Origin of the sequence: Bacillus sp. HNG, from assembly GCF_003400205.1 — a bacterium.
Lineage (GTDB): Bacteria > Bacillota > Bacilli > Bacillales > Bacillaceae_L > Ferdinandcohnia.
The window spans coordinates 34,431-59,125 of record NZ_QUQV01000018.1 but is presented as its reverse complement, the minus strand read 5'-3'; the positions used below and the strand labels follow the sequence as shown (position 1 = coordinate 59,125).

Below are 24,695 nucleotides of genomic sequence, written 5' to 3'. Positions count from 1 at the left end.
CACTCATTGGTTCATTTCCCTGTACATATCTCAAAACACTTAGTATCTTTTCCTTTGAAGTAAATTTAGCCATAAAAAAACACCCCGTAAATGTTAGTAGAGTGTCTAACATTTACGGGGCAGTTCATCAGGGAGATCGTCTTTTTAAAGAGATTCTTTTTGATGAAAATAATAATTATCGTGCAATTGAAAATGTAGCGAAAAAGTACATAGATCCAAATATGACTTTTGGCGAGTTAATGACCAACTTCAGATTAGCGTTATTGTTAAAGGAACCAACAGGCCTTTACGGGTTTAAAGGGGATCCATTCTTTGATCAACTAAAAGAGAAAATCTATACGGGTGGTCCTACTTATTTGCGAGGCGGTGCTGCCGTTGTAAAGACTGTGGATTCAGAGAATGGGATACAAATTCCATCTGATAAAGGACCTAATATTACCTATACCTTTGTTGAAAAAAATCAAGTTGAGCCTGGAGATACCCAAGCACCTGATAGTCCTTATGTTGGTTGGGTCTCAAATACGGATTCTAAAATTGTGGGAGTAACCGAGCCAAATACAAAGGTTTTTGCAATGGTAGGGTCAAGCGAAATCGGCCGAACAATGAGTGATCAAATTGGGGATTTTACAATTCAGATTCCGCTGCAGCCTGCGGGTACAGTTATCGATGTATATGCAGAGGATGCAAGTGGTAATGTAAGTGAACCAGCAACAATCCATGTCATTGATGTAGTACCGCCACAGGCGCCAAGCGTAAACCAGGTGTTTGTACAGGATACCGTTGTAACAGGACAAACGGAACCAGGGGTGACGATTGAAGTTTCGATTTACCAGGAGGTCATTGGATCAGGCAAAGCTAGCGAGGATGGATCCTTTTTAGTAGAAATTCCGGCACAGCCTATAGGAACTCCATTATACGTTACGGCTATTGATGACTATGGAAATATAAGCTATGCGACTTTAGTGATTGTAAAAGATAGTACTGTACCAAATGCACCAATCGTGAATGAGGTTACTGACCAAGATACAGCTATCACTGGACATGCAGAACCAAACTCTATGATTACTGTAAAAGCAAATGGTATTTTATTAACAAATGGAACGGCTGATACTAACGGAAGTTTCAGTATTCCGATACCAACCATTATTGCTGGAACAACGATTACCGTTACAGCAACGGATAAGGCGGGAAATGAAAGTAATCCAACGACGATCATCGTCAAGGATGTGACGCCTCCGGAAAAACCTATTGTAAATGATGTTACCGATAAAGATAGCTTCATATCTGGACAAGCAGAAGGTGGAGCGAATATTGAAGTTAAGGTAAATGGTGCTGTCATTGGAAATGATGTAAGTAATCCGTATGGACTATTTTCTTTCCCAATCCAAGTACAGCAGGCAGGTACTACCTTAACAGTAACTGCAACAGATGCATCAGGAAATGTAAGTGAAGCAACAACGGTGGTTGTAAAGGATGCAACAGCCCCAACAAAGCCTGCTGTTCATGAAGTAACCGACCAAGATACGGCGGTAACAGGAAAGGCAGAAGCAGGTGCAACGATCGAGGTTAAAGCGGGCAGTAAGCTTCTTGGAAGTGGAGAAGCAAAGGCTGACGGAACATTTAGTATAACGATTTCAAAGCAAGTAGCTGGAACGAACTTAACCATAACAGCAACAGATGCTTCAGGTAATAGAAGTGAAAATGCGACAATCACCGTAAAACAAGTGAAAAAATCGGGCTGGTCCTATGAAAACAACAAGTGGTACTTCTACGATTTAACGACAGGAGATTTAAAGAAAGGCTGGCTAAATGACGGAGGCACTTGGTACTATTTCAATCATCAAGGAATCATGCAAACCGGATGGGTTCAAGACGGTGCCGTTTGGTATTACTTTACGAGCTCAGGTGCGATGAAGACTGGTTGGTCTCAAATTGGCTCTACCTGGTATTATTTTGCAGGCTCAGGAGCGATGAAGACCGGTTGGGTATATGATGGTGGAAGCTGGTATTATATGAAAGCCAGCGGTGCGATGTCGGCTGGTTGGGTTCAAGTAGGCTCCAGCTGGTATTATTTTGCAAACTCAGGCGTAATGAAGACTGGCTGGGTTTATGATGGACGAAGCTGGTATTATATGAAATCCAGTGGTGCGATGGCGACCGGTTGGGCGAAGGTAGGCTCCAGTTGGTATTATTTTGCAAGTTCTGGAGTCATGAAAACAGGCTGGCTATTAGAGGGTAGGACCTGGTATTACATGGATGCAGGTGGTGCCATGAGAACCGGTTGGGTGTTAATCGGCGGCAAATGGTATTACTTTAATGCAAGTGGAGTTTGGGTAAGTTAATGATAAAAATGAAAGGCTCATTTCTAAAAGATTGTTGCTTCTATAAAAAGCGCGAACCATGTTGATGGAAGCGGAAGATGGCGACTCTTCGAAATTGAATTCGTATTTTCTTCGTGCGTGGTCTTTTTTTAAGGAAGATATTCAAAGTCCTGCGGTAAAGCGTGAGACTTGAGATCCCACTGGAGTGAAAGTGACGAGGAGACTCAAGCCACGCCCGCGGAAAGCGTCCGCCTCCTGTAAAATGCATTCGCATTTTCTTCGTGCGGTGCAAATTCAAGGAAGAATTTTCAAAATGCAGCGGAAATCAACCGTGTGTAAAAAGCAACAAAGCTTGCGAAAACAGCCAAATGAAAAGACGGTGTCTCCCCAAGGGAGGACCGTCTTTTTGCATATAAAAAAACTGACTAAGCCTCTGCTTAGCCAGTTCTTTTATATTAATTAGCGAATCCAAGCACCGTTTGCTCCAAGCTTGTATCCTTGAATTGTAGTGTTTGCTGCCATAGCACCACTGTTGTATAAATAGTACCAAGTACCATTAATATTTTCCCAACCAGTTTGCATAGCACCGCTGCTAGCAAAGTAGTACCAAGCACCACCAATGTATTCCCAACCAGTTTGCATAGCACCACTATTAGCGAAGTAGTACCAAGTACCATTAACATTTTCCCAACCGGTTTGCATAGTACCGTTACCAGCGAAGTAGTACCAAGTACCATTACTATTTTCCCAACCAGTTTGCATAGCACCGTTACTAGCAAAGTAGTACCAAGCTCCACCAATGTATTCCCAACCAGTTTGCATAGCACCGCTACTTGCGAGGTAGTACCAAGTACCATTACTATTGTTCCAACCAGTTTGCATAGCACCGTTAGTTGCGAGATAGTACCAAGTACCATTAACATTTTCCCAACCAGTTTGCATTACGCCACTATTATTAAAGAAGTACCATTGACCACCAGTAGATGCCCAACCTTTTTGCATAGCGCCATCGTTACCTAGTAAGTACCAAGTACCATAGTTGCTTAACCAGCCTTTTTGCATAGCTCCACTATTAGCAAAGTAATACCATTTACCTGTGCTGTCTTGTGCCCAGCCTTTTTGCATAGCTCCATCGTTATCGAAGAGGTACCATTGTCCACCACTGTAAACCCAATCGGTTTGCATGAGGCCAACATTGTTAAAGAAATACCATTTTCCATTATTATAGAACCAATCAATTTGTGCAGCACCGCTATTAGTGAAGTAGTACCAGTCAGAACCAAGCTCTACCCAACCTTTATTGTACATAGCTCCATTTTCATTAAAGTAATACGTTTTATTAGCGATAATTTTAAGACCTACAGCCATTTCACCGCTATAAGGATTTAGGTAATACCAGTTACCATTGTCAAGCCAACCAGTTTGCATAGCGCCATCTTGTTTTGCGTCAAGATAATACCATTTACCTCCATCATCGTACCAACCAGTAACTTTGTTGCCTGAATGGTCATATACGAACCATTTACCGTCTTCCTTAGACCAGCCTTCGCTCTTGATTGTTAAAGTGATGGCTGATTGATTTCCATCCGCATCTGCAACGAAACCATTAAATACATTTGATAGATTCAAGTGTAAAAGATCACGGATTTCTTGGACTGTTGTAATATACATCAGCTCTTCAACAGGAATACCGAGTTCATCAGCTAATTCCTGATAATCTTCAACATTGATGTTTAATTTTTCTAAATCGATTGTTGCCACACCATCAACAAATGTTAAGTCAGCTTCATCTTTATAAAGATATGAATCCTTCGTAAAGATAGACGCAGTTGCTGCATTATCGGAATATAACTGGATTTCGTCAATTTGCGTGTTTCCAGGGATTCCTACAAGATTAAGTGTAAAATGATTATTTGCGCCAGTAGCTACAATGTTATCACCAGTATTAGTAACGAGTGTAATTCCACTAAGGCTAACCTGACCATTATCTGAAATCTCGGGTGAATAGTTTTGTGAAATACTAAATCCTAGTATATCTAGGCTTTCGTTTTCATATGTAACAGTAACTTCTCCAAATGCTTGATTTCCAATAGGATACAATAGCTGACGAAGGTTGCTGATTGCAATGCCATCTTGACCCTTGTCATATTCCCCTAAATTTTCGCTAATGATATATTCCGCTTTATTATTAACAAGCTCCACATCTTTAGTAAGTAAAACTCCGCCTAAGGTACCAAAATTGAAGGAAGCTTTTTCTGCACCCTCAGGAACAGTTACGGAAATTTTTTCAAGCTTATCGTTTTCTTGAATTTCATTTTCGCTAATAAATTTGTCTACATCAAAATTGAATATATTACTACCATCGTTCGCGATTGTGAATTCTTGCCCACTAACCGTGACAGAAATGGTAGGAAGTGTATTTGCGCTACTTACTTGTGGTGCAACAAGTACTAGTAAGAGAGCGAATACGGTGAATAAGACACCAAGCTGTTTTTTCATACGAATCCCTCCTAATAAATTTTTTAGTTGTTAATCTAGCTAAATATAAGTAGCAGATTACTAGATTTAGACAGTACCTATTCATTTTACAAAATTCTACAGTTTTTTACAAAGGATTTTAGAAAATATTTCAAGTTAATTAGGAGTTTTTTCCTAGTAACCTATTTTAAGTGTGCCATTGCCTTTGATAGGAGAGCATCGCGACGGGATTCTTTTGAGCTATTGTATTGATCAAGATATGGTTTTGCATAACTTTTATCTAATCCATTTGCTACTAATTCATTTGTTAATGCCTTGTAAACAGTTTGAAAGGCTTCATCTGTCTTAGCTTCAAGTACATTTCCTGCACGAGAATACTTTGAATAGAAATAGAAATAGGAAACATCCTCATCATTGCTTTTCTTTGTCTTGTATTCTTCAATTCCAATAGAAATTAACGAATCTATTTTTTGAATTGCTTGTGTTTCTATTTCCCTAAAAGAGGCCTCATATTTTGACGTAATGGAAGTTGCCGGGTTGGTATCTTCTTTTTGGGTATCCGTTTGAGCTGTCTTTTTATCTTGATTCTTTGTTTGAGTTCCGTTTGAAGTCGTGTTCGTTTGAGTTGAGTTCGATTGAATAGGGTTTGTTTGTTCTTCCTGATTCTGGCTGTTGACCACTTCGTTTTCTTCATCTATTGTATGGCTAGATTCTAAGTTTGTTTCTTTGTTAGTCGCTTGTTCATTTGAGTTTTCTGCTTCATTATCTATTTGCGGATTTTGAGCAGGAAGTGAGATCTCATATTCGGTAGCTATGATTTTATCGACATTTTCATCGGCTGTATCGTACTCTTTTACTTCCAATAAGTAATAGAGTATGCCTCCAGCTACAACTAATAATACAATGATAGATAAAATTAACTTTTTTTTCATGCTTACGTATGCCTCCAAGATTTCGACAAGATTTTTTGTATATCGATAGTACCACAAAAACGATGATTTGAGGCTTTTAATATTAATTAAAATGTGAAAGGTCATTTTATATAGATTGTTAATTTCTAAAAAAAATGGTAATTTCATAGACATTTTGTCGTATTTTTGCTTAAATTTTTATAAGAGATAACTAGTTTGGGAGGGGGGAATTCTGTTGTTCAAGAAATATTTTATCGTTATCGCGGTTCTGACTATGCTTCTATCAGCGATACCATTAAATTTGGCACAGGGAGCAACGCGTGTTGGCTGGAGTTATCAAAATAACGAATGGTATTACTATCAAAGTAATGGATCGTTGGCAAAAGGCTGGCTCTATAATCAGGGTGCTTGGTATTACATGGATAGTTGGGGAACGATGGAAACTGGCTGGGCTTATCTTGGCGGTAAGTGGTACTATCTCTATCCGAATGGGAAAATGGCAACCGGCTGGGTGCTTAATCAAGGAAAATGGTATTATATGCATCAAAGCGGAGTGATGGCAACCGGCTGGGTGAAGGACCAAGGGAAATGGTACTACATGCATCAAAGCGGAGTGATGGCAACCGGCTGGGTGCTGGATAAAGGAAAATGGTATTACATGTATCCAAGTGGAGTGATGGCAACTGGCTGGGTACTGGACAAAGGAAAATGGTATTACATGTATCCAGGTGGGGAGATGGCAACTGGCTGGGTGCTGGACAAAGGAAAATGGTATTATCAGGATTCAAGTGGAAAGATGCTTACCGGCTGGGTCACAGTAGGAAATAGTAAATATTATTTACATTCAGATGGTACGATGGCAACCGGCTGGTTTGAAGATGATAACAAGAAGTATTTTTTACAATCAAGCGGAGCAATGAGAACGGGTTGGTTATGGTATGAAAATCATTGGTATTATTTTGATCAAAACGGTCACATGCAAACCGGCTGGATCATGGATAAACAAGACTATTACTTTTTAAATAATGATGGAGTTATGCAGAAAGGATGGCTCGAGCACGAGGATTCAACGTATTATCTGACTGATAGTGGGATAAGGGTTTCTGGAAATGTGTTAATTGATGGAAAGCCGTATACATTTTCTGATGAAGGTGTGCTATTGGGCAACGAGGTTGTAGGTTGGTTTGAGTATCAGGATCATCTCTACTATTTTGATGAAAACGGAATAATGAAGACGGGCCTTACAGAAATCGAGAACAAGCTTTATTATTTTGACGAAAACGGGAAGATGTCCATTGGACTGATCCAGGTTGAAACGGACTATTATTATTTTGCTGAAGATGGACAAGCTGTTATTGGCTTGCATCAAATCGGAGAGGACCTCTATTACTTTGACCAAACAGGAGCAGCGAAAAAAGGCTTGCACCGAGTAGAAGAGAATCTCTATTATTTTGGTGACAATGGAGTAGCGGTAAAAGGCTTCTATCAGGTAGGTGAAAAACATTACTATTTTGACGGAAACGGCAAAGCAGTAACTGGTTGGCAACAAATCGGAGAGGACCTCTATTACTTCGACCAAACAGGAGCAGCGAAAAAGGGCTTGTACCAAGAAGGAGAGAACCTCTATTATTTCGGTGACAATGGAGCAGCGGTAAAAGGCTTCTATCAAGTAGGTGAAAAACATTACTATTTTGACGGAAACGGCAAAGCAGTAACTGGTTGGCAACAAATTGGTAGTCACTATTATTATTTTGATGAAAGTCATGCTATGGTGATAGGCTGGCTACTCGAGAATGGAAAATGGTACTTTTTTAATACAAATGGCGAAATGGCGACGGGGTGGGTCACTGAAAAAGGAAAAACCTATTATTTACTAGGTAGTGGTGTGATGCACACGGGTTGGCTATTTAGGGATGGGTATTGGTACTATTTTGCTAATAGCGGTGCGATGCTAACAGGCTGGTATGAGGAAGAGGGCAAGAAATATTATCTTCATAATGATGGAAAGATGGCTATCGGAGAAGTAGAGATTGACGGTGTCACCTATTATTTCTTAAGTAGTGGTGCCCTTGTATCCGGTCCTGTGATTACCTACACACAATACAATTATTCGATTGAGGAAATACTGGATATTCAGTTTGGGTTAAATCCACCACCACAAACTGATAAATATCGGAATGATAAATCCTATGTTCATGGGGATTATCTACAATTTGATGAAAAAAATCCGAATCTGGCGATCGTGACAACAACTAAGCTCAATGTACGTGAAGGTCCTAGTACAGATTATCGAAAAGTAGGATCGTTCAAATACAATGATCAGGTAAAGGTTCTTGCAAAGTCTGGTGATTGGTATGAGGTTGCCTACGGTCCATGGAAGGATGCAACAAGAGACGATGCACGATACTATGTTGATCCGGGAAACTTCAAGAAGGATCACTTTCAGTTCCTTCAGCTATCTAAGTCAGCAGGAATTTCTGCTGAGACAATTGATTCGAAGATACTGTCTGATAAAGGGATTTTAAAGGGCATGGGGAAATATTTCGTTCAGGCTGGTAAGGATTACCAAATCAATGAAATCTACTTACTTGCTCATGCCATTCACGAAACCGGCAATGGGACCTCATCGTTAGCGAAAGGTGTACTTGTAACCGAGGTTGATGGTAAGCCAGTTGAACCAAAAACGGTTTATAATATGTTTGGATGGAAAGCATATGATTGGTGTGCGCTAAAATGTGGCTCTGAGGCGGCTTATAAATTGGGGTGGTTTAGTCCTGAAGAGGCCATTTTAGGTGGTGCTAAGCTGATTGCCAATGACTATGTTCATCATTCAACCTATAAGCAGGACACGCTTTATAAAATGAGATGGAACCCTGCCAAACCAGGTAATCACCAATATGCATCAGATATGGGTTGGGCTGTCAAACAGATTAACAACATTCAAAATCTGTATAACTTACTCGATAAAGGAACGTATACACTATTTTTTGATGTTCCGGTATATAAATAGAAATTAAACCAATTGGTGTCTCATTATGAGGCACCAATTTTCCATTCTTTACAAAGTCTTAAAAAAGATTTTACAATCGTAATTTTTGTTGATAACATAAATACGCTAACACATTCAAATAGTGAATATGAATTATATATAGATAGTAGGTGTTCAAATGGATTCCAAGTTTAGAATCCTTGAGGTCATTAATCAACAGTCTAATCTTAGTCAAAAGAGAATCGGTGAACTATGTGAAATCTCCTCGGGAAAGGTGAATTTCATTATAAATCAATTAATAAATAAAGGTTATCTTATAAGTAAAAAACACGGACGAAAAACCAATTACTTTCTTACGGACAGTGGGCTGAAATATTTAACACAAGGCATCGAGTCCTACCAGAATAAAAAGGTTAATATTCATATCGAACCAAAGCTGGATATTAAACAAGCAGTTATTTTGGCTGCAGGTCAAACTAAGGATTTTGACATTCCCGTAAGCTTGCTTCCATTGGGTGAGCAAAACCTATTGAATCGGAATCTGACCTACCTAAGAAAATATGGCATTGAGAAAATTGTGCTTGTGACCGGCTATAAAAAAGAAGCATTTGATTTTTTACGTGATGTCCATGACGTTTGCATTGCTGAGAATAAAAAATATAAATGGACTGGCTCCATGGCGTCCCTCGCAAGCGCATATGAATTTATTTCAGAAGACTTCCTATTAATTGAACATGATATCTTAATAGAGGAGGATGCCTTTAAACAATTGATAGAATTCCCAAACCGGGATTGTATCCTTTTGACAATGGAAAGTGGTTCTGGTGATGAGGCATTTGTTGAATTAAGAGACGGATATCTTTACAAAATCTCGAAGGATATTCACCAGTTTAATCGAATTGACGGCGAAATGGTTGGAATTAGTAAGCTATCTTATGAGGTTTTTACGAAAATGATGGAGGCTTATAAAGATAATAAAAATCCTTATTTGAATTATGAGTATCTGTTATTGGATGTTGCTAGACAATATAATATCGGCCATATAAAAATTCATGATCTCGTCTGGGCGGATATTGATATAAAAGAGCATTATGAGCGTATTGTCGAAACAACTTTTCCACGTTTGCGGCGGAAAGAAGCAGAGTTTACGAAAAATACGATTAAGGGTCTTTTCGCAAATGGATTGTCGATTGATACAAATGAGATTGTTAGTATCGAGCCATTTGGCGGGATGACGAATAAGAGCTATCGGGTGAAGCTATCCAATCAAAAGGAATACGTTTTACGTACCCCTGGCGAAGGTACAGAAAAAATGATCAATAGATATGAAGAAAAATACAATTCAAGCCTGGCGAGTTCACTTGGAATCGATGCAGAGCTTCTATATTTTAATGAAGCAACAGGAGTGAAAATTTCCGCGCTCATTCCAAATGCAGAGGCACTTAATCCAAAGACGGCAAGACGTGAAGATATTATGTTGTATTCCACCAACATTCTACGCACCCTTCACAACTCAGGGGTTAAGATGAAAAATGAATTTGATGTTTTTCAAAAGATAGAAGAGTATGAACAATTTGCGATTGAAGCAAACGGAGAGTTTTATCCAAATTACCATGAAGTAAAAAAACAAGTGATGAAAATAAAAGAAATGTTCACAAAAATGGAAGTTCCAATTGTACCATGTCATATTGACCTTGCCCCTGAGAATTTAGTGAAGAGTGGAGAGGACAAGCTGTACTTAATTGACTGGGAATACTCAGGAATGAATGACCCAATGTGGGATATAGCTTCTCACTCATTGGAATGTTCTTTTACTCCAGAGGATGAGGAATTGTTCCTGTCATACTATTTCGAACAGCAGGAACCAACAAGTGAACAGAAGCTCCGCATTCTTATGCATAAAATTCTCCAGGACTTCCTGTGGAGCACATGGACGGTTATCAAGGAAGCTAGAGGAGTAACATTCGGAAACTATGGGATTGATCGTTATAACCGCGCAATCAAAAATATCAATTTGCTATTTGACCAAGCGAGAATCCATAACTAAGGATGTTACAAAAAGGTGTAAAACGAAAGTGTTTTACACCTTTTTTATGTTGAAGGACAATTCATTCTCGTCGGGGGAATGAAGACCCAATCGTCCTTGACTTCGAAGGGAAAAGCCCTTCATCGGGGTTATTAAGACCCAATCGTCCTTGATTTCGAAGTAAAAAGTCCTTCATCGGGGTTATGAAGACCCAATCAACTTTGATTTCGAAGGAAAAAGTCCTTCAACGGGGTTATGAAGACCAAATCAACTTTGATTTCGAAGGAAAAAGTCCTTCATCGGGGTTATGAAGACCCAATCGTCCTTGATTTCGAAGGAAAAAGTCCTTCAACGGAGTTATGAAGACCCAATCGACTTTGATTTCGAAGGAAAAAGTCCTTCATCGGGGTTATGAAGACCAAATCGTCCTTGATTTCGAAGGAAAAAGTCCTTCATCGGGGTTATGAAGACCAAATCGTCCTTGATTTCGAAGGAAAAAGTCCTTCATCGGGGTTATGAAGACCCAATCAACTTTGATTTCGAAAGGAAAAGTCCTTCATCAGGGTTATGAAGGACTTTTCGTATGTGTTTATTATGAAGTTATTGCATAGCTCCGCTTTCGCCGAGTTTGTAGCCTTCAATGGTTGTGTTTTTAGCCATGACACCATTGGAATAGAAGTAATACCAGTTGCCGCTGATTAGCCTCCAGCCAGTAACCATGCCACCCCAATTCTCTAAATAGTACCAGGTGTTACCCTCAAGTAACCAGCCTTTTGCCATTCCATTAGAAGTTAAATAGTACCAAGTGCTTCCGTCAAAGAACCAGCCAGTTTTTATTAGACCATTTGAAGTGAAGTAATACCATTTGCTATCAATTTGCTTCCAAGTGTTTGACAGCATTTCTCCCGCATTATTTAAATAATACCAACCACCATCATAAACCCAGCCGGTATGCATTCCATGGTCGGTCATATAATACCATGTGCCGTTTGAAAATACCCAGCCATTACGTAAATCACCGTTTGAGTTAAAATAGTACCATGTACCGTCAATTAATTTCCATCCTGTTGTCATTGCGTTAAAGTAGGATGGATTCAAGTAATACCAGGCACCTTGCTTGGACCAGCCTGAAATAGATTTTCCGTACGAATCATATAAGAACCAGGTACCATCAAAGTTTTTCCAGCCTTTTTGAATCGTTTTATCAAAGTCCTCAGCTAAATAGTAGAGATCGATTTGTTTATAATCTAGTAAATACACGATCATTTCCTCTGCCTTTGCATTCAAAGGGTTGTTTTCAATCGCCAAACCTTCTAGAACAGGCATCGTTAAAAATGGTTCAACTGACGATATCTTGTTATTGTCAAAGATTGCAAATTTTAACGACGGATGATTTTTTAACGGTTTGACTGATGTTATTTGATTATAAGCAATGGTCATCATTTCTAATTTAGGTACGTTTGCTAGTGGTGAAACATCGCGGACCTGATTACCATCAAGAGACAAAAATTCTAACGCCGGTAAGCCGGATAGTGGTGCGAGGTTTGAGATTTTATTACCATCAGCTACGAGTCCAGCGAGTTTATTTAGGTTTTTTAACGGAGTAAGATCCGAAATTGGATTCTCACTAATATATAAAGCGAGCAGTTCTGACAAATTTTCAAGACCAGCTAGGTCAGAAATATTATTCCTATCAAGGTAAAGACCCTGTAGATTTGTTAAACCTGAAAGAGGCTTAAGGTTGGAAATATTGTGTCCTTGGAGCGATAAATACTTTAAATTTGTAGCGTGTTCAATCCCTTTTAGAGAAGAAATTTTTCCATTCGTTTGGACATTGTAGCTTAAAGAAGTCAGCTGTAGTAAATCATCTTTTGTTAAAGCACGACCTTCAATCTTTAATTGTTTTTTAATTGCTAGTTCAAGGACTGGATCCTCAATGACGGCTGAAGCAGCAGATGCGGATCCCACTATCCCTTTTCCGGAAATTGGGAATAGTAATGCAAATACCATTAATAGACTAGTAAGTAATAGTAACTTTCTCAAAAAAATAATCCTCCTTTTAATAGATTCCAAAGTCTATTATACTCTTGAGAGCCTTGGTTGTATGATACATTTAACATATATGTAAAAAATAGTAAAAAGGTTGTAGGGCTTCAGTATGGCTTTACTGATGGAAGTTTCTCTTTATGTCCAAGAATGTTATAATGGGGTGAATATAACAATGTAGGTGAATAATTATGACTGAACGTATTAAAGTAATGACCATTTTTGGAACGAGACCAGAAGCGATTAAAATGGCTCCACTTGTACTCGAGTTAAATAAATATCCTGATGAAATAGAATCAATTGTGACTGTTACCGCTCAGCATCGCCAAATGCTAGACCAAGTATTAGAGATTTTTGAGATTAAGCCTGACCATGATTTAAATATTATGCAGGACAGGCAAACACTGACAGATGTAACGACCCGTGCGCTTGAGGGATTAGACCGTGTGATGAAAGAGGTTAAGCCTGATTTAGTTCTTGTTCATGGAGATACGACAACGACCTTTGTCGCTGGCTTGGCAGCCTTTTATAATCAAATTGCTGTAGGACATGTTGAAGCGGGATTACGTACGTGGAATAAGTATTCTCCATTCCCAGAAGAGGTGAATCGTCAGATCACGGGCGTTATCGCTGATTTGCATTTTTCACCAACTATTCAATCCAAAAACAATCTATTAAATGAAAACAAAAAGGCAGAAACTATATTTGTTACTGGAAACACTGCGATTGATGCACTGAACACAACCGTTTCTGAAAGCTATTCTCATCCAGTGCTTGATAGGGTAGGCGATGACCGCTTATTATTGGTGACAGCACACCGCCGTGAGAATTTGGGTGAGCCAATGCGAAATATGTTTAAAGCAATAAAGCGAATTGTAACCGAGCATGACGATGTGCAAGTCGTCTATCCTGTACACTTGAACCCTGTTGTTAGAGAACTTGCCGATGAGATCTTAGGAAATGATGAGCGAATTCAATTAATCGAACCACTTGGTGTGCTGGATTTCCATAACTTCGCATCAAAAGCTTGTTTGATTCTGACCGATTCAGGCGGTGTTCAAGAGGAAGCACCTTCATTAGGGGTGCCCGTACTTGTGCTTCGGGATACAACTGAACGTCCTGAAGGAATTGAAGCTGGAACATTGAAACTAGCTGGAACCGATGAAGAAACAATTTATTCGTTAGCGAAGGAATTGTTAACAGACCCGCATGAGTATGAAAAAATGGCGAAGGCCTCCAATCCATATGGAGACGGAAAGGCATCAAAACGAATTGTTGAAGCAATCCTGTACCACTTTGGAAAACGTGAAACAGTGCCCGAAAATTTTAGTTAACAAAAAAAGCGACCCATTTGGGTCGTTTTTTTGTTGTTGGAGTATTTAAAAATTTTGATATCGTCAAAAAGTTTAGCGGCATTTTGTGTCTAATTTTGTTATGAAAGTATGAAAAAATAATCGGACGTTGTCAAAATTTGTGTTATGATATGAAATAGAATTATAGAGATACTTATAAAAACTAGATTCAAAGGAGTTGTAATCTAACTTGGGGAAAGCTTCATTACGCGTTCTATTTTTAAGTATATTAACCCTATTGTTCCTGTGTCAAACTGCATTGGCGAACGGGAATGTAACCTATGTGGCAACCGGGAAATTGCCTCTTTATCGAACTCTCGATGAATTAAAGGATTATCGTCAGCACTTATCGTATTATAACCCAGGCTATACGAGATTAGGAGAATTGTATTTTGGTAATCAGGTTACGATTCTTCAAGAGGATCAATATGCTGTAAAAGTTCGTACTACAGATGGCCAGGAGGGCTGGGTGCAAAAGGATTACCTTAGTCAAAATCCTACCAGTCACGATTGGTTGGTAAAGGATGAACGTGCTCTAAAAAGCGAACCTTATATGAAAGCTTCTACCATTGCAACAGTACCTTCAAAATCAAAAGTAAAAGTACTAGATTTTAAGTTTATTAGTACTGAACAATATAAAGATTGGTATAAGGTTCAGACTGCAAATGGAAGTGTGGGCTGGATTTGGGGAGCTCATTATATTGATAGCGATTGGGTGAATCGCGGCAGCAACATTATTCGCTATGAATTTGAAAAGAGCGGGACAATTTCCAATTGGCTTTCTGTTTTTGCTCCTTTAAATACGTATGCCAACATCACTGCAGGGGAACTAAATGCATTCATTGCTTCCAAAGCAAATGGAAGCAACACTCTTATGACAGGAATGGGTTCCTCCTTCATTGAAGCGCAAAACACGACGGGCTTAAATGCCATTTACTTAATGGCCCACGCGGGTCACGAAACTGGTTGGGGTAAATCGGCTATTTCTCAAAATAAATATAATTATTACGGAATTGGTGCGATTGATTCCAAGCCTGCTCAAGGCGCATACACATTTAACAATCCGCATGAAGGGATTGTGGCTGGTGCGATTTGGATTGGCGAAAACTATATTATCCGAGGTTGGGATACTGACCGTAATTATCCATTTTATCAATCAACCCTGGATAATATGAAAAATGACAATGGTGGCTGGCATCAATATGCAACTGATGAAGCATGGGCTGTCAAAATTGGTAACTTCATTGATCAGTACTATGCCTTTACGTATCCAAATGGCTTTGCCATGAAAAAAGGCTGGTACCAAGAAGGTACTGAATATTATTATTTTGATTCCAATGGAAAAATGGTAACAGGATGGCTTCCATGGAATGGCATCTGGTATTACTTGAAACAGAATGGTTATATGGCAAAAGGCTGGGCCTGGGATAAAGGTTCTTGGTACTACTTTAATGCAGATGGAGCCATGCAAACAGGTTGGGTACTAGATAAAGGTATTTGGTACTATATTAAGCCTGATGGCAAGATGATGAGTAACCAATGGTATTATCAAAATGGAAATTGGTACTATATGAAAAAAGATGGTGCGATGAACACAGGCTGGGTACATGATGGTGTTGCTTGGTATTATCATAACCAAAATGGCTACATGCAAACAGGCTGGATTAAAGATAAAGGACTTTGGTATTATTTAAAGCCTGATGGTAAGATGATGAGTAACCAATGGTATTATCAAAATGGAAATTGGTACTATATGAAAAAAGATGGTGTGATGAGTACTGGCTGGTTAAATGATGGTGCCAATTGGTATTATCATAACCAAGATGGTTATATGCAAACAGGCTGGACTAAAGTTAATGGTACTTGGTATTTCATGAATGGTAGTGGTGTGATGAAAACCGGCTGGCTTTATGATGGTGCTAATTGGTATTACCTATCAGGCGGCGGTGCAATGCAAACAGGCTGGAAGTATATTGGCGGTAACTGGTATTACTTCCACAGTAGTGGAAGCATGGCTGCTAATACGACAATCGATGGATTTCGATTAGGCAGTAGCGGTGCTTGGATTCAATAAGAAAACACAAAAAAGTGAGCTCTGTTTTTAAGCTCACTTTTTTTGTTGACCAGAATAATTATTTACGGTTATATGATGTTAGTGGAACCCTCTGTCCTTGGATGTAGTTGTTGACTTTTTGGTAGTCGTCGACGGAGTCGATTTCGAACCAGTCGTCTGATTCGATGGGTGAGACGAGTATGTTTAGGTTTTTTAGGTTTTGTTTTACGATGTCGTCCCAGTATAGGTCTTTGAATTGGCCGTTATTTATGACTTCTTCTAGTTTTTCTGTTATGAATTGGCCATCTTTTTTTGACCAGTAGGAAACGCCGGACATGATATAGTCTGTTCCGCTGCCAATGATTATTTCAGTTACCTTTTTATTCGTATCAAACTGAAGAATCCATTCGTCTTCGAAGTCCGTTTTTACACCAGTGAAGTACGTCGAGTTCTCTAAATCAGTTCGGAAGAAATTACGATTCATATAAACATCTGCTTCTGTTATAATCGCATCCTCAAGATACTCTCTCACTAAGTACATCGTATATACATTGTTATAGATGTCATATTTGTCATTATGGATGAGCTTCACACCGTATTTTTCTTCTAGGTAATTGAACTTTTCATGTAGATAGCCTGTTACAACGATGATATCTTTAATTCCTTTTTCATGTAGGAACCTGATTTGTCTTTCGGCCATTGGTTCGCCGCCAACCTCGACTAACGATTTTGGTGTATGTGTGGTTAAGGGTCTTAGTCGTGTTCCCATGCCAGCTGCTAGGATAATTGCTCTCATTATATTCTCAACCTTTCTTATACCTTTACATGTATACTATACCAAATAAAAAACTAGAAATTATAGTAATTTCTAGTTTTTTTATCTACTTGTTATGCTATTTTTCCCTCTAGATCTTTAATCGATACGAGTTCTTTTGGATTACCAGCGACAAGTACAGCTCCTACGATTACGATAAGGGAACCAGCAATAAGCTGTAATCCGACAGGTGTGCTCATGAAGATTATTTGTAGGATAATTGCCCAAACCACATATGTGATATTTAAGGAAGTACTTCTTGCTGCACCAATTGTATTAATTGCTTTATAGTAACAAATATAGGAAATTGTACCAACTAAGGCCGTTACAGCAATAAGTATACCTATAGGTGAAGCCACAACACTTAGTGCCAAATCATATCCGTTAATAAAAGGAATAATAACGATTGCATATAATAATCCTGATGTTGCTTGACGAATGTTGATTGCATGTTCAGGGTTCATATCTCCATCTTTCATCCCTAATGCACAAATAATTCCCTCAAGGCTCCATGCAAAAACTGTACCAATGGCAAACATTAAACCTAATGTAAAGCTGCTTCCGATTGAAAACTCTGAAGGCATATACCCTAGAACAAATACACCAACTACACTTAGTCCAATTCCTAGCCATACCCTTGCATTGATTTTTTCCTTCAAAATGGCCCCTGCAAGCAACGCACTTACAGCAGGAAATACAGCCGTAATGGCAGCGGTATAGGCAGGGCCAATATATTTAACACTTAATAAATAACATGTCATCCCAACAGGCCCACCAATAAGGGCACCTAGTACGATAACTCCTCCATTTTTTGTTTTTAATGATTGAAGTACATTTTTAAACTGCCCTTTGATGATCATATACAGAGTTGCCCAAAGTGCAGAGAAAAAGTCATGCATAAAAGTAGCCACAAATGGTGCTAAGAAAATGGCCTCAGTTGAGGTAATAAATGGAGTGCTTGCCATGATAATTCCAACCAATACTGTATCGACGCCCCATGTTGCACCGGCAATAAGTCCATTACCCAATCCTAATTTTGCGTCCCTAAGGCTGTTAATTTTCAAAAGAATTTCCCCTTTGTATTTATGTTTTTGTTTTATAAAAATTCTTAGACGTTAGCTTTTTGTTCAAGTAACTGGTATTCCTTCACGAACCCCTTCGTTCTGTTAAAACGGCCCATCGCATAGGAATAGAAGTCATAGCCAGTTGCTACTTTCATTAATCCCCAAAGTGTCCATAAGAAATCAACGAATATCTTATTCATTAATAATCTTTTTGCAGTTATAGTGTCCATTTCTCCATTAAAGTATTGGAGTACAAACAATCTTTCTTCTGCAGGCGATAGCTCTGATTCAATAATAAAGGCTGCAATGTCCCAGAATGCATCGTTCATCCCGCCATATTCCCAGTCAATCAGATACATTTTGTTTGCTCCACTTTTTACAAAGTTTTCAGAAAGTGGATCAATGTGACAAGGTGATAGGGGAACATTCATTGAAAGATACTGATTCTCGAGTTCAAGAACCTGTTCTTTCAAATCGGAATAATCTTCAGGTAATGTTACATTCCCACTTGCTATCACATCTTCATATTCTGTTATTTTTTCAAATACATCAAAACGATCTTTAAAATCTACTCCTGAGTCATGCAATTTTCTAAATATGTCTGCAATCATAATCAGGTTTTCTTCCCTTTTTCCGGTCTTCGGATTGAGCGTCTCCGCTTCAGGGATATACTCAACAATTTTCAAACCTGTGTGTTCATCAAAAAAGAGGATTGGAGGGTTAATCCCCAGTTCACTGACTGTTTCTGAAATCAGCTTTTCCGTTGAACGATTAAGGAATTTTTCTGTTCCTTTGCCCGGGAAACGCACCGCATAATCTTTACCGTCAATCGTAATTTTGTAATTTCGATTTGTTAACCCACCAAGGGATTGGATTGTTGTGATTAGATCTTTATCAATTTGTAAAGCATTTGAAATGGTTTCCTTTATTTCATTTACCTTAATTTCTTCCTCTTTCACCTTAAGTAACGGGAAGATTTTATCGACGACTTTAAAATAATCCGCATAATTATCGACTTCGGCCCAGATAATATTTGGTAATTTTAAGAAGCCAAGATTCACTGTGCGTCCGACATCAAGAAGGGTATACTCATAATTAATATAAGGATTTTGGTTATCCTTAAAGATATTTAGCATCTCCTGATAAACTTCACAGGAAATTTTTGTAATTCCGACCATTTCTCCATCAATGCGGTTTAAGCGATGTATATCCTTTGAAATTTGATAAATTTGGTCGTTTCTAATTTCTACAAATGCCTCGTCGCCTGAGCCGCTTTCCTTTGTCATTAGAATGCAATCTCTCTCGCCAGTCTCCAAAAGTTCTTCAATTGCAGCCTGCTCGATTAATATATCATCCTCTATCAAAATGAAATCATCTGTAATGTAATCGGAGGCTAACGCAAGAGAAGCCATGCTTCCAGTCCATAAATAGCGAGTATTCTCGACAAACGAAACGGTTCCCTTTCCTTTTAGGACCTCGGATTGCTCAAGCATTTCTTTCAGATATCCTGTTACAATCACGATTTTTTCAATGCCATTTTCTTCAAGAATGTTAACTGTTCTCTCGAGTAACGTAGTGCCGTGGATATCAAGTAAACCTATAGGTCGATCAAAAGATTTTCTTTCTCCCGCAGCAAGAATAACTGCTTGTGTGATTGGTTTGTATTCATTCTTATATAATGACACTTTTGTTTCTTGTAATTTTTCTAGTTCTTTGATTAAATAATCTTTTCCTTTTTCGGATACAAAGTAATGTATTGTGCTTCCCGTTTTTTTAGTTTCAATAAAATTTTCTTCTATTAATTTATTAATTGTATAATTTACTTTGCCGATTGAAATTTTGCAAATTTTTGCCAATGTTCTTTGAGTAATTTCTGGATTCCTTGAAATTTCCGCTAAAATATCGAACATGTACAAGTATCATCACTCCTCTGTTCAATTTTTGAACAACGTAATATTAACACTAATATAATCATTTGTAAATATATTGTAACAATATATTTTAATTTTATGAAAAGTGAAAGAGGTTGAGCGATTGAACTAAGCTGTTAAGAAAAAGAAGGACTACTTAGTGTGCTTGGATTCACTAAGAATATACAAAAAAAGTGAGCATTTCAGCTCACTTTTTGTTATCTTTTAGTATTCACCTATATATTCTTCTAAAGTAAGTCCACTTTGAGTAATACTTTTTGCTAAGTTAACTCCGACGTAGCGGAAATGCCATGGTTCATATTTGTATCCAGTAATATGTTCCTTCCCTTGAGGATATCGAAGGATAAAACCATAATACTGTGCATTGCCTGCTAACCATTTTCCCTCTGACGTATAGGCAAATTCGTCCTCAGCCCATAGTGAAGAATTGCTCCCGCCAATATCAAATGCTAATCCGGTTTGATGTTCGCTTTTTCCAGGTTTTGCAGAGAATGTATCTGCTGCTGTTTGGCCGTAATTGGACACATATCGGTTATATAAAGTAGATTGATAGCTATACGAACGATAGGTGCTAAATGCACTCAATGTTAGTCCTTGCTTTTTTGCATCAGCTTTCATTGCTTCAAATGCACTACGAGCCTCTGCATTCTCTCCAGGGTTATAAGTGGAAGGTAATGAATGAACCTTATTCACAACGAGGATGCCGTTCTTATAGTGATAGCCAGTTGTCGGCTCAATCCATGCACCATCTTTATTCACATACGACCCATTAATCATTGTGCTTGTTGCCAATATTCCACTTGAGAAGGAATAATACCATTTAGAATTTACTTGATACCATCCAGTCATCATTTCACCAGAAGACTTGAGATAATACCACTTATTGCTGGATAATTGCCAACCTGTTTTCATTGCACCATTTTGCCCTAATAAGTACCAATTGCGATTTTTATACAACCATCCCGTATTCATAACACCATAATCATTAAGATGGTACCATTTATTCTGGTCAAATACCCAGCCCGTTTTCATCCTACCGGTATGGTCAAGGAAGTACCATTTGTTTTGGTTGTATACCCAACCGGTTTTCATTGCGCCACTTTCGGATAAGAAGTACCAGTTGCTATCGTATACCCAACCCGTTTTCATAGCACCTGAACCGGTTAAGAAATACCATTTATTTTGGTTGAATACCCAGCCAGTTCGCATTGCGCCACTTTTATTAAGGAAGTACCATTTGTTTTTATCTAAGACCCAGTCTGTCTGCATAATTCCATCTTGATCAAGGAAGTACCAATTATAATTATCAAGAATCCAGCCGCTTTCTCTGGCACCAGATTCTTTATTAAAATAATACCATTTCCCATCAATGAGCTCCCAGCCAACCACTTTTTGATTATGTTCATCGTAATAGAACCAGGAATTGTCTACTTGCTCCCAGCCAAGCTTCAGCTCGGGTAATTGAGCTGGGGTTTCTTCCTCATCAGTAACTTCTTCCCTATGTAGGATTTCTTCACTATTTGAAAAAGCTATGAGAGGGATAATAAATATGAGTAATAGAAATGCAATCAGTTTTTTCATAGAATAACTCCTTATTAAAATAATAGAATAATATTATTATAGCAGAATAACTTGAGTGATTTAATGCTTTTGATAGATAAATTGGAAAACTACTTCAAAAATTATAGGTAAAAGGTCTATTCATATACTTTTTACGGATAAGAATTTCTAGTATACTTATAGCGGTATCGACAATGATCGGGAAATATAAAGTGTTTGTCGAAGATAAAAATTCAGGTGGTGCCGGGCACCGTTTTGGAGGATATATATGAAGTGGTTTGTTTTTGTGTTCGTTTCGATTGTGTTCTTGGTGTCACCGTATTTTACAGGACTTTATTCAAATTCTAGTTTTTATAGCTTGGGACTGTTACTATTTACGCTTTTTCTAATTGTCGTGATGACGCTCCTATTTAAGAGGGAGATTAATCAATTAAAACAGGTTACGGTTGTGCTCTTATTGCCAGTTTGTTATATCCTTTCACTTCCAATGGCCGAAAATCCTTTAGGGGCATGGGATTCGATTATTCAATGGTTTACCTTTAGTACTTTTTTTATTTTAGTATATTGGTGCTCGTTGACACCCAAGATTCGAAAGTGGCTACCTATTGTATTTCAAACAACTGGGGTTTGGATTGTTATCTATTCAATGTTACTTTGTTTAGATTTCATTCAACTTCATAATGGGTTTATAGCGGGAAGATTAGGAAGTATTTTTAAGTATCCGAATACCTTTGGAATGGTGATGATCGTTTTCTTTTTCTTTTCGTTGATAATGAGTTTACGAGATCATCAGTCCAGTAAAGAAAAAATACTCTACTCGGCACCTTTAGTCGTGTATTTATTAGGTTTCTTTCTTTCTTATTCTCGAGGAATGATGATTGTCTTTCCAATTGTTTGGCTGGTAGGGATTTTAATGGTAGCTTCAAAAAAACAGGTGAAATACCTTCTATACTCAATGGTCACTGTCGGGGGGGCTTTGTTCACATTTGTTGGATTAGAGAATATGAACGGTACCTATTCAAAAACGGCTCTCATTCTAGGAGCGATTATTGGTTCGGTTGCACTATATCTTGTCTTAGATAAGCTGCTTAATAAATGGAAAGAAAAATTAGAGTTTCTTCAAAAACGAAAGCTTTATCAATTGTTGATTCCGATTACGATAATTGTGATAGGTCTTTTAACAATTTTGGATTTTGCGAATCAGGGGCTTGTTTTTAAGCAATTGCCGGCTAGTTTGCAGGAGCGAATTGAGAGTATTGATATTTATAGCGGAACGGCAAAGGAAAGGCTCATTTTTAATGAAGATGCTTTAGAGATGAGTAAAGGCTCGCCAATCCTTGGCTTAGGGGGAGAGGCCTTCCGAGTTTTATATAAGAAATACCAACAGCTTCCTTACCAATCCAATAAAATCCATAATGGGTATGCAGAATGGCTCGTAGATACGGGATGGGTAGGTTTATTGATTCTCTTATTTGTGATTTTTTATTTGTATAGTCAGGTTATAAAGGGATATCAAGAGGAAACGGGAAGAGAGCCACGTGTGGCTGTTATTTTAGCAACACTTGTGATTTTTATCCATAGCTTTCTTGATTTTAACTTTTCATATGGAACAATTTGGTTTCTTGTATTTTGGTTATTTGCAATCGGGATTACAATGAATACCCATACGCTTCATGGCAAAAAGAAAGAAAAAACGAAACAAATTCGACCAAAACAAAATCAAGCACTGCTACTTATTTATAGTATCTTTTCAATATTGGTTTTGTGCTGTGCCGTTTTTTCCTATCGGTTTATGGAAGCAGATCGGTTGAGTCGAGTGTCAGCGCAGTTAAAGGATCCAAATGAAAAGCAACAAACTTTAGAGAAGGCAATTGCCCTTCATCCAACTCAAGTAGAGTATTGGAAGGATTTAAGTGATGTCCTTTTAATAAATGATAGGGAAAACAGAGAAGGAATCAAGGCGATTATCGCTCATATTCTAGCTTTAGAGCCCAATAATCCAGATAGCTATCTGAAAGCTGGTTTTTTATCAGAAGAAGTAGAGGACCCTGTTTCCGCAATTCGATATTATTCAAAAGCCTTAGAGCTAGACCATTTCAATTCTTCGTTATATGTAACAACAATTAAAGTGAAGGTCTTATTTGCTCTTGAACATAAGGATTCTCAAGATTATTTAAAATCGGCCATTCGTGATTATGAACGAAACACAAGATTATATCAGAAATTTATGAGTCTGCCCCTTGATAACCATGCTGCTTTTAATGGAAGAGATTTTTCAGTTAGGTTTGAATCTCACTATTATGCTGCTTTAGCTTATTTTCTTTTAGACGATTACAACCGAGTCGTTGAGTTATATAGACTCATTGATCATGATCCAGAAGGGAAGTTTACAGCGTTGAACATTGTGGCACTTGAAAAAATAGGCTCATACCAAGACTCTCTTGACTTGTACAACGAATCGAAGGATGATTATGAGAACCTTTTCGAACTGGTTGAAACTATTAAGACAGATTATGGGACGATTGGAGAACAATATGAATCGAACAATCATTAGTTTATCTTTGCTTCTGTTTTTTTTCTTATCCGGATGTAGCCAAGATTCTCAATATGAAATGGAATATAAGGATGGATTGGATCGGCACATCGTTGAGCAAATAAATCATCTTAGCCTTGAGGAAAAAATGGGCCCAATGCTGATGTCGTGATGACAGCCCATATTTTATTGCCAAAGCTCTATGCGTCGAACCCGGCAACGATGTCAAAAGCCGTGATTACGGAGCTTTTGCGTAAAGAATTGGGTTTTGAAGGAGTCGTCATTACAGATGATTTAACAATGGGAGCAATTGCAAAACATAATACGGTAGGACAGGCAGCGGTGAAATCTGTATTTGCTGGAAGTGATATTCTCTTAATTGCCCATCATCAGCCAAAGGCAAAAGAAGCGATTGAAGCATTGGGAAAGGCTGTTGCGGATGGAGTGATTTCTGAGGAGCGGATTAATGAGAGTGTGTATCGAATCTTAGCACTTAAGAAAAAATACAAGCTTGATGAAAAACAAAACCAATCTTCGACATTAGAGGAAATCAATCAAAAAATTGATGAGGTTGTAAGGAAGTATTTTTAGGGGTGGGACAGGGAACCTGTCCCCGT

General features: G+C 38.2%; 15 protein-coding genes. 8 read left to right on the top strand and 7 right to left on the bottom strand.

All coding sequences use genetic code 11. The features are described from left to right. A partial coding sequence (locus DZB84_RS21415) for an Ig-like domain-containing protein (protein ID WP_223254530.1) occupies positions 1 to 2,342 on the top strand: 2,342 nt, incomplete at its 5' end. Positions 2,343 to 2,780: 438 nt separating this feature from the next. Here DZB84_RS21415 and DZB84_RS21410 read toward each other — a convergent pair. Beyond that, positions 2,781 to 4,820, bottom strand: coding sequence for a hypothetical protein (locus tag DZB84_RS21410; RefSeq protein ID WP_116354336.1), 2,040 nt, complete (start codon positions 4,818 to 4,820; stop codon positions 2,781 to 2,783). A gap of 161 nt (positions 4,821 to 4,981) precedes the next feature. Beyond that, the gene (locus DZB84_RS21405) at positions 4,982 to 5,731 is read right to left on the bottom strand and encodes a hypothetical protein (RefSeq protein ID WP_116354335.1); all 750 of its coding nucleotides are present in this window, start codon (positions 5,729 to 5,731) and stop codon (positions 4,982 to 4,984) included. Between the two features lie 214 nt (positions 5,732 to 5,945). On the opposite strand from DZB84_RS21405, the gene DZB84_RS21400 reads away from it, so the two are divergent. Continuing rightward, a complete protein-coding gene (locus DZB84_RS21400; RefSeq protein ID WP_116354334.1) occupies positions 5,946 to 8,720 on the top strand; it encodes a glucosaminidase domain-containing protein in 2,775 nt (924 codons plus the stop codon). A 157-nt stretch (positions 8,721 to 8,877) separates the two neighbouring features. Next, positions 8,878 to 10,746, top strand: coding sequence for a phosphocholine cytidylyltransferase/choline kinase family protein (locus tag DZB84_RS21395; RefSeq protein ID WP_116354333.1), 1,869 nt, complete (start codon positions 8,878 to 8,880; stop codon positions 10,744 to 10,746). 579 nt (positions 10,747 to 11,325) lie between these two features. Here the strand turns inward: DZB84_RS21395 and DZB84_RS21390 are convergent. Next, the gene (locus DZB84_RS21390) at positions 11,326 to 12,768 is read right to left on the bottom strand and encodes a leucine-rich repeat domain-containing protein (RefSeq protein ID WP_116354332.1); all 1,443 of its coding nucleotides are present in this window, start codon (positions 12,766 to 12,768) and stop codon (positions 11,326 to 11,328) included. A 194-nt stretch (positions 12,769 to 12,962) separates the two neighbouring features. On the opposite strand from DZB84_RS21390, the gene wecB reads away from it, so the two are divergent. Further along, positions 12,963 to 14,105 carry a non-hydrolyzing UDP-N-acetylglucosamine 2-epimerase gene (wecB, locus tag DZB84_RS21385; protein WP_116354331.1) on the top strand — a complete coding sequence of 381 codons (1,143 nt, stop codon included), beginning with the start codon at positions 12,963 to 12,965 and terminating at the stop codon, positions 14,103 to 14,105. Positions 14,106 to 14,313: 208 nt separating this feature from the next. Continuing rightward, the gene (locus tag DZB84_RS21380) at positions 14,314 to 16,197 is read left to right on the top strand and encodes a glucosaminidase domain-containing protein (RefSeq protein WP_116354330.1); all 1,884 of its coding nucleotides are present in this window, start codon (positions 14,314 to 14,316) and stop codon (positions 16,195 to 16,197) included. 58 nt (positions 16,198 to 16,255) lie between these two features. Here the strand turns inward: DZB84_RS21380 and DZB84_RS21375 are convergent, their stop codons facing one another. The 4 genes from DZB84_RS21375 to DZB84_RS21360 all read right to left on the bottom strand — a co-directional run bounded on the left by DZB84_RS21375 (position 16,256) and on the right by DZB84_RS21360 (position 21,566). Then, positions 16,256 to 16,972 (bottom strand): sugar phosphate nucleotidyltransferase, encoded by a 717-nt coding sequence (locus DZB84_RS21375; protein ID WP_116354329.1) that lies wholly within the window; start codon positions 16,970 to 16,972, stop codon positions 16,256 to 16,258. A gap of 92 nt (positions 16,973 to 17,064) precedes the next feature. Further along, positions 17,065 to 18,054 carry a DMT family transporter gene (locus DZB84_RS21370; protein ID WP_116354328.1) on the bottom strand — a complete coding sequence of 330 codons (990 nt, stop codon included), beginning with the start codon at positions 18,052 to 18,054 and terminating at the stop codon, positions 17,065 to 17,067. 44 nt (positions 18,055 to 18,098) lie between these two features. Next, entirely contained in the window at positions 18,099 to 19,964 is a 1,866-nt protein-coding gene (locus DZB84_RS21365) for an NTP transferase domain-containing protein (protein ID WP_116354339.1), read from the bottom strand. Positions 19,965 to 20,189: 225 nt separating this feature from the next. After that, positions 20,190 to 21,566, bottom strand: coding sequence for a D-alanyl-D-alanine carboxypeptidase family protein (locus DZB84_RS21360; RefSeq protein ID WP_116354327.1), 1,377 nt, complete (start codon positions 21,564 to 21,566; stop codon positions 20,190 to 20,192). A 247-nt stretch (positions 21,567 to 21,813) separates the two neighbouring features. Here DZB84_RS21360 and DZB84_RS21355 point away from each other — a divergent pair, with 247 nt between their 5' ends. Genes DZB84_RS21355 through DZB84_RS21350 form a run of 3 tightly spaced genes read left to right on the top strand, consistent with a single transcriptional unit; the run spans position 21,814 to position 24,669 of the window. Then, positions 21,814 to 24,099, top strand: a complete 2,286-nt coding sequence (locus DZB84_RS21355) for an O-antigen ligase family protein (protein WP_116354326.1) — start codon at positions 21,814 to 21,816, stop codon at positions 24,097 to 24,099. Continuing rightward, entirely contained in the window at positions 24,080 to 24,250 is a 171-nt protein-coding gene (locus tag DZB84_RS25070) for a hypothetical protein (RefSeq protein ID WP_189655337.1), read from the top strand. The genes DZB84_RS21355 and DZB84_RS25070 overlap by 20 nt, the downstream gene beginning before the upstream one ends. Then, positions 24,250 to 24,669, top strand: a complete 420-nt coding sequence (locus DZB84_RS21350; RefSeq protein ID WP_116354325.1) for a glycoside hydrolase family 3 N-terminal domain-containing protein — start codon at positions 24,250 to 24,252, stop codon at positions 24,667 to 24,669. The genes DZB84_RS25070 and DZB84_RS21350 overlap by 1 nt, the downstream gene beginning before the upstream one ends. The last annotated feature ends 26 nt before the right edge of the window (positions 24,670 to 24,695 follow it).

What these genes read in the sequence shown, in the direction of transcription:
- DZB84_RS21350 (WP_116354325.1), top strand. Translation starts at nt 24,250, where the DNA reads ATGACAGCCCATATTTTATTGCCAAAGCTCTATGCGTCGAACCCGGCA.
- DZB84_RS21360 (WP_116354327.1), bottom strand. Translation starts at nt 21,566, where the DNA reads ATGAAAAAACTGATTGCATTTCTATTACTCATATTTATTATCCCTCTC.
- DZB84_RS21365 (WP_116354339.1), bottom strand. Translation starts at nt 19,964, where the DNA reads ATGTTCGATATTTTAGCGGAAATTTCAAGGAATCCAGAAATTACTCAA.
- DZB84_RS21405 (WP_116354335.1), bottom strand. Translation starts at nt 5,731, where the DNA reads ATGAAAAAAAAGTTAATTTTATCTATCATTGTATTATTAGTTGTAGCT.
- DZB84_RS21375 (WP_116354329.1), bottom strand. Translation starts at nt 16,972, where the DNA reads ATGAGAGCAATTATCCTAGCAGCTGGCATGGGAACACGACTAAGACCC.
- DZB84_RS21410 (WP_116354336.1), bottom strand. Translation starts at nt 4,820, where the DNA reads ATGAAAAAACAGCTTGGTGTCTTATTCACCGTATTCGCTCTCTTACTA.
- wecB (WP_116354331.1), top strand. Translation starts at nt 12,963, where the DNA reads ATGACTGAACGTATTAAAGTAATGACCATTTTTGGAACGAGACCAGAA.
- DZB84_RS21395 (WP_116354333.1), top strand. Translation starts at nt 8,878, where the DNA reads ATGGATTCCAAGTTTAGAATCCTTGAGGTCATTAATCAACAGTCTAAT.
- DZB84_RS21355 (WP_116354326.1), top strand. Translation starts at nt 21,814, where the DNA reads ATGAAGTGGTTTGTTTTTGTGTTCGTTTCGATTGTGTTCTTGGTGTCA.
- DZB84_RS25070 (WP_189655337.1), top strand. Translation starts at nt 24,080, where the DNA reads ATGAATCGAACAATCATTAGTTTATCTTTGCTTCTGTTTTTTTTCTTA.